Annotated in this window: 16 protein-coding genes; 10 read left to right on the top strand and 6 right to left on the bottom strand. The window is 74.8% G+C overall.

Translation table 11 applies throughout. From position 1 onward, the window contains the following. Positions 1-59: 59 nt before the first annotated feature. Positions 60-806, bottom strand: coding sequence for a winged helix-turn-helix transcriptional regulator (locus tag BJP25_RS25765; protein WP_075977535.1), 747 nt, complete (start codon positions 804-806; stop codon positions 60-62). Positions 807-1,412: 606 nt separating this feature from the next. On the opposite strand from BJP25_RS25765, the gene BJP25_RS25760 reads away from it, so the two are divergent. The 8 genes from BJP25_RS25760 to BJP25_RS25725 all read left to right on the top strand — a co-directional run bounded on the left by BJP25_RS25760 (position 1,413) and on the right by BJP25_RS25725 (position 7,001). Continuing rightward, positions 1,413-2,300: an LmeA family phospholipid-binding protein gene (locus BJP25_RS25760; RefSeq protein WP_084794514.1), complete on the top strand. Its 888-nt coding sequence runs from the start codon at positions 1,413-1,415 to the stop codon at positions 2,298-2,300. A 37-nt stretch (positions 2,301-2,337) separates the two neighbouring features. Further along, positions 2,338-2,754 carry a TlpA family protein disulfide reductase gene (locus BJP25_RS25755; protein ID WP_075977534.1) on the top strand — a complete coding sequence of 139 codons (417 nt, stop codon included), beginning with the start codon at positions 2,338-2,340 and terminating at the stop codon, positions 2,752-2,754. Between the two features lie 271 nt (positions 2,755-3,025). Next, on the top strand, positions 3,026-3,481 hold the full coding sequence (locus BJP25_RS25750) for a DUF4395 domain-containing protein (protein ID WP_075977533.1): 456 nt from the start codon (positions 3,026-3,028) through the stop codon (positions 3,479-3,481). Beyond that, positions 3,478-4,311 (top strand): sulfurtransferase, encoded by an 834-nt coding sequence (locus BJP25_RS25745; protein WP_075977532.1) that lies wholly within the window; start codon positions 3,478-3,480, stop codon positions 4,309-4,311. The genes BJP25_RS25750 and BJP25_RS25745 overlap by 4 nt, the downstream gene beginning before the upstream one ends. A gap of 37 nt (positions 4,312-4,348) precedes the next feature. Further along, positions 4,349-4,654 (top strand): DUF1416 domain-containing protein, encoded by a 306-nt coding sequence (locus BJP25_RS25740; protein WP_075977531.1) that lies wholly within the window; start codon positions 4,349-4,351, stop codon positions 4,652-4,654. Positions 4,655-4,878: 224 nt separating this feature from the next. Further along, on the top strand, positions 4,879-5,520 hold the full coding sequence (locus tag BJP25_RS25735) for an FABP family protein (RefSeq protein ID WP_075977530.1): 642 nt from the start codon (positions 4,879-4,881) through the stop codon (positions 5,518-5,520). 3 nt (positions 5,521-5,523) lie between these two features. Further along, positions 5,524-6,138 (top strand): 5-oxoprolinase subunit B family protein, encoded by a 615-nt coding sequence (locus BJP25_RS25730; protein WP_075977529.1) that lies wholly within the window; start codon positions 5,524-5,526, stop codon positions 6,136-6,138. Then, positions 6,135-7,001: a 5-oxoprolinase subunit C family protein gene (locus tag BJP25_RS25725; protein WP_143219298.1), complete on the top strand. Its 867-nt coding sequence runs from the start codon at positions 6,135-6,137 to the stop codon at positions 6,999-7,001. Before BJP25_RS25730 ends, BJP25_RS25725 begins: the two co-directional genes overlap by 4 nt. Before the next feature lie 45 nt (positions 7,002-7,046). Here the strand turns inward: BJP25_RS25725 and BJP25_RS25720 are convergent, their stop codons facing one another. The 4 genes from BJP25_RS25720 to BJP25_RS25705 all read right to left on the bottom strand — a co-directional run bounded on the left by BJP25_RS25720 (position 7,047) and on the right by BJP25_RS25705 (position 10,375). Further along, positions 7,047-8,006 (bottom strand): asparaginase, encoded by a 960-nt coding sequence (locus BJP25_RS25720; protein ID WP_075977528.1) that lies wholly within the window; start codon positions 8,004-8,006, stop codon positions 7,047-7,049. Beyond that, a complete protein-coding gene (locus BJP25_RS25715; RefSeq protein WP_075977527.1) occupies positions 8,003-8,569 on the bottom strand; it encodes an RsiG family protein in 567 nt (188 codons plus the stop codon). The genes BJP25_RS25720 and BJP25_RS25715 overlap by 4 nt, the downstream gene beginning before the upstream one ends. A gap of 70 nt (positions 8,570-8,639) precedes the next feature. Beyond that, positions 8,640-9,488 carry a BKACE family enzyme gene (locus BJP25_RS25710; protein ID WP_075977526.1) on the bottom strand — a complete coding sequence of 283 codons (849 nt, stop codon included), beginning with the start codon at positions 9,486-9,488 and terminating at the stop codon, positions 8,640-8,642. Between the two features lie 41 nt (positions 9,489-9,529). Then, positions 9,530-10,375, bottom strand: a complete 846-nt coding sequence (locus BJP25_RS25705; RefSeq protein ID WP_075977525.1) for an aminodeoxychorismate lyase — start codon at positions 10,373-10,375, stop codon at positions 9,530-9,532. Positions 10,376-10,526: 151 nt separating this feature from the next. Between BJP25_RS25705 and BJP25_RS25700 the strand changes: the two genes are divergently transcribed. Then, positions 10,527-10,934: a Fur family transcriptional regulator gene (locus BJP25_RS25700; RefSeq protein ID WP_233158286.1), complete on the top strand. Its 408-nt coding sequence runs from the start codon at positions 10,527-10,529 to the stop codon at positions 10,932-10,934. After that, positions 10,931-12,037 (top strand): CAF17-like 4Fe-4S cluster assembly/insertion protein YgfZ, encoded by a 1,107-nt coding sequence (gene ygfZ, locus BJP25_RS25695; protein WP_075977523.1) that lies wholly within the window; start codon positions 10,931-10,933, stop codon positions 12,035-12,037. Before BJP25_RS25700 ends, ygfZ begins: the two co-directional genes overlap by 4 nt. Before the next feature lie 46 nt (positions 12,038-12,083). On the opposite strand, the gene BJP25_RS25690 is transcribed toward ygfZ, so the two are convergent. Continuing rightward, positions 12,084-12,968, bottom strand: coding sequence for a hypothetical protein (locus tag BJP25_RS25690; protein ID WP_075977522.1), 885 nt, complete (start codon positions 12,966-12,968; stop codon positions 12,084-12,086). Positions 12,969-13,157 lie beyond the last annotated feature (189 nt).

Below are 13,157 nucleotides of genomic sequence, written 5' to 3'. Positions count from 1 at the left end.
GACCCGGGACAGCGCGAGGGCCCGCACCCCGGTCGGGTGCGGGCCCTCGCCGCGTCCGGTCAGCGGGCGTCGACCTGGAAGCCCGGCAGGTCGGCGGTCGGGTCCAGCTGCTCGACCTCGCGGCGCGCGGCGCCGGACTTGGGCGGCTGGACGAACTTGTAGCCGACGTTGCGCACGGTGCCGATCATCTGCTCGTGCTCGGGGCCGAGCTTGGCGCGCAGCCGCCGCACGTGCACGTCCACCGTGCGGGTGCCGCCGAAGAAGTCGTAGCCCCAGACCTCCTGCAGCAGCTGCGCCCGGGTGAACACCCGGCCCGCGTGCTGGGCCAGGTACTTCAGCAGCTCGAACTCCTTGTACGTGAGGTCGAGCGGGCGCCCGCGCAGCCGGGCCATGTAGGTGGCCTCGTCGATGACCAGCTCGCCCAGGCGCAGCGCGCCATCGGCGGCGGCACCGGCCGGGCCGCGCGAGGTCAGCAGCCGCAGCCGGGCGTCGACCTCGGCCGGGCCCGCGGTGGGCAGCAGGATCTCGTCGATGCGCCAGTCGCTGTTGATCGCGACCAGGCCGCCCTCGTTGACCACCGCCAGCACCGGGCAGCTGTCGCCGCCGCTGGTGAGCAGGCGGCACAGGCTCTTGGCGGCGGCGAGGTCGGTGCGGGCGTCGACCACGACCGCGTCGCGCGAGCCCGCCTCCAGCAGGGCGGTGACCTCGGGGGCCTGGGTGCGCACGGTGTGCGGCAGCAGCATCAGCGACGGGAGGACCGAACCCGGCTCCGGGTCCGCGGTCAGCAGCAGCAGGTCGAGGCTCATGTGCGAGTCCGCCTCTCTTGCGGTGGTTCCGCGCCCGTCGGCGTCGAGGAGCGGGAGGTCGTTTTCGGGCTCCGGTGAGAATAGCCGCCGACCTGCTCAGATGTCGTGGTCGTGACACCCGCGTCACACGGGTGCACGCCCCGGACAGGCCGATTCGGCAGGTCAGGGGCATCGTGTTACGGCCGCGTTAATCGACCGGTTGACCTGGCTTTATCGACGCCGGGAACGATTCCGGGTCGCCTATTTGATCACTTTGTGAATCGTGTGTTACGCGTGTCCGGCGACCCCCGCGCGCCACCCCTGAACGAGCGGCCAGTGCTCCGCTCGGTGCAATGCGCGGTCCTCCGCCGGCAGGCGTCACCCGGAGTGGTCGTCCACGTACGGGTGAGCAGGTCACGCGGTGTGTCACCAGCCCGGTCAGGGGTGGCGGGAGGCGCCCGCGCCCCGCCCCGCCGCGTGACGGCGGTGGGGGACGGGGATCATGGGGGCGGGACTCGCACAACCCGACCGGGTGCTCGCGGGTCCTACAGGGGTACGTGCAAGAGGTACGTGCAGTGGTAGCAGCGGGTCGCCCGGGAGCCCGCGTCGACGACGAGGGTGGCGGGGATGACGAGCACGACGAACACCGGCAGGGCGCAGGCCGGCCCCCGGCGGGGCCGCTCCAAGGTGGTGCGCAGGCTGGTGATCAGCCTGGTCGTGCTGCTCGCGCTGCTGGTGGCCGCCGACTTCGGCGCCGCCGCGGTGTTCGAGCACGAGGTCTCGCAGCGGGCCAAGCAGCAGTTCGGCCTGGCCGACGACCCCTCGGTCAAGGTCGGCGGCTTCTCCTTCCTGGCCCAGGTCGCCGCGGGCGAGTACGACTCGGTGACCGTCGACGCCAAGGGCGTCCCGGTGCAGGACGTGCTGCGCGACGTCGACGTGCACGCCGACCTGCGCGGCATCACCGCCCCGCTGTCGGAGGTCGTCTCCGGCTCGCTCAAGCAGATCCCGGTGCGCGAGGTCGAGGGCCAGGTGCGGATCAAGGCCGCCGACGTCAACCGCGCCCTGCAGGCCAACCAGTCCAACAGCGCCATCGCCTCGATCACCAACCTGACCATCGAGCCCGCGGCCAAGTCCCTGGTGGCCACCGCGCCCGCCGACGGCTCGGAGACCGACCTCGACAGCGTGGAGACCGCCGACACCGAGGGCGCCACCGCGGGCGTGCGGCTCTGCGGCACCGTCGAGATCGCGGGCCAGAGCACCGAGCTGTGCGTGTTCTCGGTCATCTCCCTGGAGCAGGGGTCCATCGCCATCGACGCCAAGCGGCTGGAGCTGCGCAGCGCGGCGGGCACCACCCGGCTGCCCTCGGCCATCGAGGGCGTCATCCTGGAGGTGTTCTCGCGCAGCCTCCCGACTGGTGAACTCCCCTTCGACGTGACCCCGACCGCGGTTACCGTGCAGTCGGGGGTGCTGACGGTGAAGGGCAAGGCCAGCAACGTGGTGCTGGGCCAGGGCTGATCCCCGGGTCCGCCGCCCGGGTGCAGGGAGGTCGGACGTGGTCGGACTGCTCGTCGCGGTGGGCACGCTGCTGCTCGCCACCGCCATCGGGTTCGCGCTGCGCGCCCGCGACGGCAGGGTGAAGGAGAAGGCCGTGGACCAGGCCGTGCCCGAGGAGGTGCGCGCGCTGCTCGACCCCGACGCCGCGGTGACGCTCGTGCAGCTGTCCACCACCTTCTGCGCGCCCTGCCGCCAGGCGCGGGTGCTGCTCGCCGACCTCGCCGGGCGCACCGGCGGGCTCGCGCACACCGACCTCGACCTGACCTCGCAGCCGCGGCTGGCCGAGCGGTTGTCGGTGCTGCGCACCCCCACGACGCTCGCCGTCGATTCCCGCGGTGTGGAACTCCTGCGGGTCAGCGGCGTCCCCAAGCGGGCGGAGCTGCTCGCCGCCCTCGCCCCCCACCTGCCCGCCTGACACCCGCCACCAGCGGTTTCCCCGGCGGACCCGACCGCTCCACCCCTCCCAGCATGTGGACGGGTGCTCTCACCACGGGGGGTCGGCGCGTAAGCTCGCCCCCGTGACCAGCACCCTCACACGGCGCCGCGCGGTGGACTTCTGCCGCGTGGACAGCAGCCTGTGTCGGTGACCTGATCGGGCGGACGGCCGTGGGCGCGCGCCCACCGGCCCCGAGCTGCCGCCCGAGCACCGGACCCCACCCGTGCCCAGGTCAGGGAGGCCACGCCGCATGCCCGCACCCCCCGCTCGCCCCCAGGTGGACCCGCGCGGACCCCGGTTCGCCGCCTGGGTCACCACCGCCGTCCTCGTCGCCGTGCTCGCGACCGGCTGGTGGCCCCTGTTGGCCGCCCAGGCCGTCGTGTTCGCCCTCGGCGCCTTCGCCGGGCTGCGCTTCTCGCCGTACTCGGTGCTCTACCGGGTGCTCATCGCCCCGCGCCTGAAGCCCACCGACGAGCGCGAGGACACCGCCCCGCTGCGCTTCGCCCAGGGCGTCGGCTTCGGCTTCGCCGTCGTCGGCACCCTCGGCTACGCCTTCGCCGTCCCCGCCCTCGGCGTGGTCGCCACCGCGCTGGCGCTGGCCGCGGCCTTCCTCAACGCCGCGTTCGGGTTCTGCCTCGGCTGCGAGGCGTACCTGCTGCTCAACCGCCTGTCCATCACCAACAAGGAAGTGGGAACCGCCCGATGAGCCGCGAAGACGTGCTGGTCACTGCCGCCTGGGCCGAGGAGAACCTCCAGACCCCCGGCGTGGTGTTCGTCGAGGTCGACGAGGACGCCAGCGCCTACGACACCGGGCACATCCCCGGTGCGGTCAAGGTCGACTGGAAGCAGGACCTCCAGGACCCGGTCCGCCGCGACTTCATCGACCGCCAGGGCTTCGAGAAGCTGCTGTCGGCGCGCGGCATCGGCAACGACGACACCGTGATCCTCTACGGCGGCAACAACAACTGGTTCGCCGCCTACGCCTACTGGTACTTCAAGCTCTACGGCCACGACGCGGTGAAGCTGCTCGACGGCGGCCGCAAGAAGTGGGAGCTCGACGGCCGCCCGCTCGACGCCGAGGCCGTCTCCCGCCCGGAGACCTCCTACACGGCCAAGGAGCAGGACGCCTCGCTGCGCGCCTTCCGCCAGGAGGTCGTGGACGCGATCGGGAACAAGAACCTGGTCGACGTGCGCTCCCCCGACGAGTTCTCCGGCAAGCTGGCCGCCCCCGCGCACCTGCCGCAGGAGCAGGCGCAGGTCAAGGGCCACATCCCGGGCGCGCTGAACGTGCCGTGGTCCAAGGCGGCCAACGAGGACGGCACCTTCAAGTCCAACGAGGAGCTGCTGGAGCTGTACAAGGAGGCGGGCCTGGACGAGTCGAAGTCCACCATCGCCTACTGCCGCATCGGCGAGCGCTCCTCGCACACCTGGTTCGCCCTGCACGAGCTGCTGGGCCTGTCGGACGTGAAGAACTACGACGGCTCGTGGACCGAGTACGGCTCGCTGGTGGGCGTCCCGGTCGAGACCGGCGCCTGATCCCCCGCACCCCCGCCACCAACCCCTTGGAGAAGCCATGAGCAGCTGCGGCGCGCCCGAGCAGGGCAACGCCCTCCCCGCCGGGGTCGACCCGGGCAAGGAGGTCGTCCTCGACGGCAAGGTGACCAGCGGCGGCGCGCCCGTCGGCGGCGCCTTCGTCCGCCTGCTGGACGGCACCGGCGAGTTCACCGCCGAGGTCGTGTCCTCGGCCGAGGGCGACTTCCGCTTCTTCGCCGCCCCCGGTGAGTGGACGGTGCGCGCGCTGCACCGCTCCGGCAACGGCGAGGCGAAGGTCAGCGCGGCCGGACCGGGCCTGCACCAGGTGGCCGTCTCCGTCGGCTGACGGCGCGGACCGAGCACGAGGGCCCCGGGGTGGTGCACCCCGGGGCCCTCGCGCGCCCGCCAGTGAGGCGCGACACCGCCCACGACCCGCGCTCCCACCAGGGCTCGGGATAGACTCCCCCCGTGGAAATCTTCTTCACCGCACTGCTCGCCCTGATGGGCCTGCTGACCGTCTGGTTCGCGGTCTACGTCGTGTACCGCCTGTACGCCGACAACCGCTGACGGATGGCCGACGAGGACCAGGGCCCGGTCCCCGGCAGCGGGGACGCCGCGGTCGCGGCCGCCTTCGAGCGCGCCGAGCAGACCCGCCACCGCAACCTGCCGCAGTTCGACGACCTGCCGATCGCGGTCGACACGGCGAACCTGCGCGAGGGCCCCAACCTGCACGACGACCTGCTGTCGCTGCTGCCGCTGGTGGGGGTGTGGCGCGGTGAGGGCGAGGTCGTCTACCCCACGATCGACGGCCCGTTCAAGTTCGGCCAGCAGCTGAGCTTCGCCCACGACGGCAGGCCGTTCCTGGCCTACGAGTCGCGCACCTGGCTGCTCGACGACGACGGCGCGGTGATCCGCCCGGCCGCCCGCGAGGTGGGCTGGTGGCGCCCGGCGCCCGACGACACCGTCGAGGTGCTGCTCGCGCACTCCACCGGCATCACCGAGATCTTCCTCGGCGGCCCGCGCAACGCGACCTCCTGGGAGATCGACACCGACATCGTGACCCGCACCGCGACGGCCAAGGAGGTCAACGCGGCCAAGCGGCTCTACGGCCTGGTCAACGGCGGTGACCTGGCCTACGTGGAGGAGCGCGCGATGATGGGGCAGGAGATGCAGCCGCACACGTCGGCCTACCTGCGCCGCGTCGTCGGCTGAGGGGTGCGGCTGCTGCGCTGCGGCGCGGACGGCGTCCTGGTGGAGCTGGGCTCGCAGGCCGAGGTCGCCGCGGCAAGGGCCGCCCTGCTGACCCTGCCGGGCGTCGTGGACCTGGTTCCCGCCGCCCGAACCCTCCTGGTGGTGCTCACCCCTGGCGCGCCCGCCGCCACCCGCGTCCGTGAGGCGCTCGACGGCGTGGACCTCACCGCGGCGCCCGCGGTCGACGCCCGGTCGGTGGTGCTGCCGGTCGTCTACGACGGCCCGGACCTCGACCTGGTGGCCGACGCGGCGGGGATCTCCACCGACGAGGTGGTGCGCCTGCACTCCGGCGCCGCCTACACGGTGGCCTTCACCGGCTTCGCCCCCGGCTTCGGCTACCTCACCGGCCTGCCCGAGCCGCTGCGCCAACCCCGCCTGGACACCCCGAGGACGCGGGTGCCCGAGGGGTCGGTGGGCGTGGCGGGCGAGTTCACCGGCGTCTACCCGCGCCCGTCCCCCGGCGGGTGGCGGCTGCTTGGCAGGCTCGCCGACGGCGCCGACGCCCTGTTCGACCCCACCCGCACCCCCGCCGCGCTGCTCGCCCCCGGCGACGCCGTCCGCTTCGAGGTGGCCGGGTGACCCGGGCGCTGACGGTGCTGGCCACCGGCCCGCTGTCGCTGGTGCAGGACCTGGGCCGCCCCGGCAACGCCCACCTGGGCGTGCCGCCCTCGGGCGCGCTGGACGCGCCGTCGCTGGCGCTGGCCAACCGCCTCGCGGGCAACGACGAGTCCGCCGCGGGCATCGAGTCGGTGTTCGGCGGGCTGCGGCTGCGCGCCGGGTCGTCGTGCACGGTCGTCGTCACCGGCCCGAGCGCCCCGGTGCTGGTCAACGGCCGCGCCGCGGGGTCGCACACCCCCGTCCACCTGCGCGCGGGCGATGAGGTGGAGGTCGGCTCGCCGCTGGCGGGGCTGCGCACGTACCTGGCGGCGTCCGGGGGCATCGAGGTGCCCGCGCACCTGGGCTCCCGCTCCACCGACGTCCTCTCCGGCCTCGGCCCCGACCCCCTCGCCCCCGGTGACGTCCTGCCGCTGGGCACGCCGACCCGCCCGCCCCGGGGCGCGGACGCCGTGCCGCCGCCCAGCCCCCCGGACTCGCTGGCCGTCCCGGTGCTGCTGGGCCCGCGCGACGACTGGTTCGACGGCCCCGCCGCGCAGCTCGCGGCGGGGGCGTGGACGGTGTCGCCGGAGAGCAACCGCGTCGGCCTCCGCCTGGTGGGCACGCGGCTGACCAGGGCGGCGGCGTTCGCGGACCGGGAGCTGACGAGCGAGCCGGTGGTCACCGGCGCGGTCCAGGTCCCGGCGAGCGGCAGGCCCGTGGTGTTCCTGGCCGACCACCCCACCACCGGCGGCTACCCGGTGGTCGGGGTCGTCCCCGGGGACGCCCTGGCCGCCCTCGCCCAGGCCAGGCCGGGCACGCGCGTCCGCCTGCGCCCGGTCGGCTGACGCCGCTCGGGAGCCAAGCGCCTCGGGGATCGGGCACCTCGGGGGTCAGGCGCGCAGCGCGGACGGGATCAGGTCGTCGGGCAGCCGGACCTCGCCCACCGGCTCGCCGCCGCCGAGGATGGCGGTGTTGAGCGGGGGCGGGTCGATGCCCAGCGCCGCCAGGATGGCGGCCAGCAGCGGGGTGCGGGCGCGCGGGGCGCCGTCGTCGATCTTGAGCGCGAGCGTGGTGCCGGTGGGCAGGGCCATGATGTGCACGCCCTCCGCGCCGCCCTTGACCAGCAGGCCCGGGATGGCGGCCATCAGGTCGGTGTCGACCCGGCCGGTGCCCGCGACCAGGTGCGGGTGCGCGCGCATGGCGTCGGCCACCCGGCGCAGGTCGGTGCCGGGCGCGGCGGTGACCAGGCGCGAGATGGCCCCGGCCAGGTCGGTCAGGCTCAGCGCGAACAGCGGCGCCCCGCACCCGTCCACGCCCACCTCCGCGATGGGCGCCCCGGTCAGCTCCTCGACGACCTTGGCGATGACGACCTGGAGCGGGTGCGCGGGGTCGAGGTAGGAGGCGGTGTCCCAGCCCTGCTGCACGCAGGTGGCGAGCATGCCCGCGTGCTTGCCCGAGCAGTTCATGGTGACCCGCCGCTGCGCCTCGCCGCGGCTGTCCTCGTGCAGCGGCCAGTCCTGCGGGCAGCCCAGGTCGTCCTCGGTGAGGCCGTGCCGGGCCAGCAGGGCCAGCACCCGGTCGACGTGCACCGGCTCCCCGCTGTGCGAGGCGCACACCAGCGCCAGGTCGGCCTCGTCGTCGAGCTCCAGGCCCGCGCGCAGCATGCCCAGCGCCTGCATCGGCTTGTTGCTCGAGCGCGGGAACACCGGGGAGGTGACGTCGCCCAGCGCCAGCGCGGTGCGGCCCGCCGGGTCGAGCACGACCAGCGAACCGCGGTGCACCGACTCGGTGAAGCCGGAGCGCACCACCTCCACAAGCACCGGGTTGGGCTCGTCGACGGGCTCGCTCACCCCTGGCCCCGCTTCTGCCGCTCGGCCGCGAGCAGGTCGTCCACCGACGCGCTGCCCGCCCGGTAGCGGTTGCCGATCTGCTCGTTGAGCAGGTCCACCACCTGCTGCACCTCGCGGCGGCGCTGCGACACCGACGCCTCCTCCGCGCGGTAGGTGCGCAGCGCGAGGTCCAGCCGGTCGTCGGGCAGGGCGGAGACGTCGGAGAGGTCGGCGTCGGACACCAGCGCCTCGACGTGGCGGCGGTGCGCCTCGGCCCGCGAGGGCTCCAGCACCTGGTGGCGGCCCGACCCGGTGGCCGCGACCGCCTTGTCCGACAGGATGGTGGCCAGCTGCTCCACCACCGAGGCGCCCTCGCCGTCGTGCCTGCGCTTCTGCTCGGCCAGGACGATGTCGATCCGCCCGTGCAGCAGCCTGCGCAGGTAGGACAGGTCGGTCTCCTCCTGCGCGGCGTCGTCGCGGCGGGCGCGCACCTCGGCCAGGTCCAGCGCGTCGAGGTCGGCGACGTACCCCGGCGCCAGCACCCGGTCGATGCGCCTGCGCCCACCCGGGCGGACTTCGATCACGGGGGCTTCCTCCGGTCCGCGGTGCTGCACCGCCGCTGCCTCGACGGCAACATCATGGCGAGTGGGCGGCTCACACCGCCACCCCCAGTAGTACCCGTGCCTCGTCCGGCCCAATCGGGGGGCGCTGGGCGATCCTGGCCAGCCCGGCGGCGCGGGCCACCAGCTGCGCGTTGTCCTTGACCTTCTCGCCCCGGGCGTAGGAGGTCGTGTCCTCCATGCCCACCCGCACGTGCCCGCCCGCGGCCAGCGCCGAGAGCAGCACCGGCAGCGACGAGCGGCCGACGCCGGTGGCGGAGAAGGTGGCGCCCTCGGGCACCAGCCGCAGCGCCGCGGCCAGCGTCTCCAGGTCGCCGGGCATGCCGCCGGGCACGCCCATCACCAGGTCGAGGTGCACGTGCCCGCCCGCGGGCAGGCCGTGCTCGTCGAGCAGCCTGCGCAGCGCGGTGAGCTGGCCGAGGTCGAAGACCTCGTACTCGGGCACGATGCCGCGCTCCTGCATCCGCTTGTGCAGCTCGACGACGAACCCCCACCGGTTGAGGAAGACGTCGTCGCCGAAGTTGACCGTGCCCATGGTGCAGGAGGCGGAGTCGGGCAGGGCGTCGAGCACGCGCAGCCGGTCGGCCTCGGGGTCGGTGACCGCGCCGCCGGTGGACAGCTGCACCACCAGCCGGGTGTGCTCGCGCACGGCCGCCACGGCCTCGGTGAGCAGCCCCAGGTCCAGGGTGGGCCGGGCGTGCTCGTCGCGCACGTGGATGTGGATCATGGCGGCGCCGACCCGCTCGCAGTCCCGCGCGGTCCGCACGAGCTCCTCGGGGGTGACCGGCAGCGCCGGGACGGCGGACTTGCTCAGCTCTGCCCCGGTGGGCGCGACCGTGATCAACGTGCCGTGCGCGCCGGGGCGGGGGGTCGACGGTGACATGCGGGCGATCCTGGCACACCGCCGCCCGCCCGCCGCCCACCTCAGGCGTACTCGGACTCGTAGAGCGCCACCAGCTCCTCCGCCAACCCCGGGCGGTCCGGCAGCGGGCTGCCGTCCAGCTCGCGCACCCTGGTGAGCTTGCGGACGCTGGAGGCGAGGAACACCCCGTCGGCGGTGCGCAGGTCGGCGGCGGGAATGGGCTCCACCTTCGTCGCCCACCCGGCCCGCTCGGCCGCCCGGAACAGCGCGCCCTGGGTGGTGCCGGGCAGCACCCCGCTCGACGGCGGCGTGGTGCGCAGCGTCGTGCCGTCGACCACCACCACGCTCGCGGTGGGACCCTCCAGCACGGTGCCGTCGGTGGCGGTGAAGATGACCTCGTCGGCGCCGCGGGCCCTGGCGTGCCGGAACGCGGCCATGTTCACCGCGTAGGACAGGGTCTTGGCGCCCAGCAGCAGCCACGGCGCCGCGGCCACCACGGCCGGGTCGAACCCGCGCTCCAGGGTGATGGCGGTGACGCCGGTGCCGCGCACCCGCAGCTGGGCCTCGCTGATCGCCATGCCGAGCGCGTAGGCGGTGGGCGTGCCGTCGCCGAACTCCGGGCCGCGGGTGCAGACGAGCTTGAGCGCCATCTCGCCCGCGGCGGGCCACTCGTCCACCACGACCCGCACCACCCGCTCCCACGCCGCGCGGTCGGGCTCGGGCAGGTCGAGCATCGCCGCCGAGCGCGCGAACCGGTCCAGGTGGGCGTCGAGCTCGCGGGGCACCCCGTCGACGACGAGCACCGTCTCGAACACGCCGTCGCCGCGGGTGATGCCGAGGTCGTCCACCCGCACGTGCGGGGCGTCCGGGTCCAGCAGGGTCCCGTCGAGCAGGGCGAGCACGCGCATGCCGATCACCCTACTGGGCCGCGCCCCCCGCGGGCCCCGGCCGCCGGGCCCCCGTGGACCGGCCCGGCGGCTTAGGATGGGGGAGGTGGAGACCGCGCACCCGATCGCCCGTCGCCGCGCCGAGCTGCGCGAGGTCCTGCACGGCCGGGGGATGCGGATGACCCCGCAGCGCCAGCTCGTCCTCGACGCGCTGCTGGAGCTGGGGCACGCCACCCCCGAGCAGGTCTGCGCGCACGTGCAGCGCACCACGCCGACGGTCAACATCACCACCGTCTACCGCACGCTGGAGCTGCTGGAGAGCCTGTCGGTCGTCCGGCACACCCACCTGGGCCACGGCGCGCCGAAGTACTCCGTGCACGAGCACGAGCACGTCCACCTGGTCTGCCACCGGTGCGGCCGGGTCGACGAGGCCGACCTGGGGCTGATGTCCGACCTGTGCGGAACACTGCGCGAGCAGCACGGGTTCGCACTGGATGCCAGCCACCTCGCGCTGTCGGGGACGTGCGCGGACTGCCTCCGCGGCGCCCGGCGGCGCGGCGCCGACGAGGAGACCCCGTGAGCCGCTCGCCCGTCCTGGACACCCCCGGTGCCGTCCCCGCCCCGGAGGGCTCACCCGACGCGGCCGTGCCGTGGCACTTCGGCGACCCGTTCGCCGAGCAGCGCGCCGCCGCCCGCACTGTGGCGGTGGTCGACCGCTCGCACCGTGAGCTGATCGCCGTCCCCGGCGACGACCGGCTGAGCTGGCTGCACCTGGTGGTGTCCCAGCACGTCACCGGCCTGGCCGAGGGCTCCGGCACCGAGGCGCTGGTGCTCGACAGCCAGGGCCGGGTGGACGCGCACCTGCTGCTGGCCCACGTCGACGGCGTGGTGTGGCTGGACACCGAGGCGGGCGCGGAGACCGCGGGCGCCCGCCCGGGCCGGGTGCCGCTGCTGACCTACTTCGAGCAGATGGTGTTCTGGTCGAAGGTCGAGCCGCGCGACGCCACCGCCGAGCGGGCGGTGCTGTCGCTGGTCGGCCCGCGCACGCCGGAGCTGCTCGCGGAGCTGGGCCTGCCGGTGCCCGCGGGCCCGTACGCGGTGGCCGCGGGCAGCGACGTCATCGTGCGCCGGATGCCGTGGCCCGGCCACGACGCCGCGGACCTGCTGGTGCCGCGCGGTGCCCTGCTCGACTGGTGGCGGCGGATCACCGACGCGGGCGCCCGGCCGATGGGGTCGCTGGCCTTCGAGGCGCTGCGCGTGGAGTCCCGGCGCCCCCGCCTGGGCCTGGACACCGACGAGCGGGCCATCCCGCACGAGGTCGGCTGGGTGCACGTCGCCGCGCACGTGGCCAAGGGCTGCTACCGCGGCCAGGAGACGGTGTCGAAGGTCGAGAACGTGGGCCGCCCGCCGCGCAGGCTGCTCCTGCTGCACCTCGACGGGTCGGACACCACCCCCGAGCCCGGTGACGAGGTGCGCGCGGGCGAGCGGGTGGTGGGCAAGGTGGGTTCGGTGGTGCAGCACCACGAGCTCGGCCCGATCGCCCTCGCCCTGCTGAAGCGGTCCGTCGAGCCCGGCACCCCGCTGGTGGTGGGCGAGAGCACCGGCGCCTCCATCGACCCGGACTCCATCCCCGCCGAGACCCCGGCCCTTGGTCGGGCCGCAGCTCAAGGCCTGCGCGGCTAGGGGGCACCGCGGGGTGAGCTGACCGCTGGGGTGAGCTGACCGCTGCTCAGTTGAGCTGTTCGCGGCCTGCGAGGTCGCCCCAGAACTCGCGCAGCCGCTCGAAGCGGGGGCCGATCTCGCCGACGTCCTCGGACTCGATGGCGTCGAGGATGGCGTGCACGTCCTGGGCCGAGGAGTCCGACTCCAGCTCCTCGTCGGTGAGCAGCTGCACCAGCCCGCCGTAGTCCAGCTCCACGGCCGAGCCGTCGTCGAAGTTCTCCAGCCAGCGCAGCGTGTCGGCCAGGACCCTGGTGGGCCCGGTGTCGCCGAAGGCCTGCTCGGACAGCTCCCTGGCCCGCTCGGCGCGCTCCCGGGCGTCGGTGATCGCCACCCACCAGCGCACCTGGCGCCGCGGGTCGGTGCGCGGCGCGTGCACCACGTGCCGCCGGGCCGGGTCCACCAGGGCGAACCAGGGCAGCGGCACCGTCCAGGTCGTCGACACCACGTGCACCGCCCCGCGCGGCAGGTCCGCGAGCACGGCCGCGGCCTTGGCGCGCGCGGACTCCACCGAGCCGACCGCCGAGGCCGCGCGCAGCATCGGGTCGGCGGAGGTCAGGAAGCCCACGACCGCCGCGGCCGAGCGGGCGCGCAGGTCCAGCGGGCACACCAGCGGGCCGGGGCCGACCGGCGCCCCGGGCACCTCGGCGGGGTCGACGACCAGCACGTCGCGCACGGCGCTGGTGGAGGGCCTGCCGTCGGGCAGCTCCCCGGGGAGGGTGTCGGCGGGGGCGTACAGGTGTGACTTGAGCCACACTTCGCGCTCGCGCCTGCCGACGTCGGCGCGGTCCAGGCCGCCCGCGTCCGCGGTGGCGCGCAACCGCCCGGCCAGGGGTTCCGCGAAGGCCGACAGCGGTTCGTACACCCTGAGGTAGGCGACGAACGGTCTGGACACCCGGCCATGGTTCCACGCGCGGGGCCCGCCGCCCCGCCCGGGACCGGGGCGCGCGCGGTGTGTCGGGTCCGGCACACCGTGCCGCGTCGCACGGAACCCCTGCGACGCGGTACGGTACTTAGCAGGAATCAACTGTCGACATCTACGGGGCCGCCGTTCCCCCGGCCGCCCCGTCACCTGTGCGAGGGG

Source organism: Actinokineospora bangkokensis (assembly GCF_001940455.1).
Classification (GTDB): Bacteria; Actinomycetota; Actinomycetes; order Mycobacteriales; family Pseudonocardiaceae; genus Actinokineospora; species Actinokineospora bangkokensis.
This window is presented reverse-complemented; position numbering and strand designations above follow the sequence as displayed.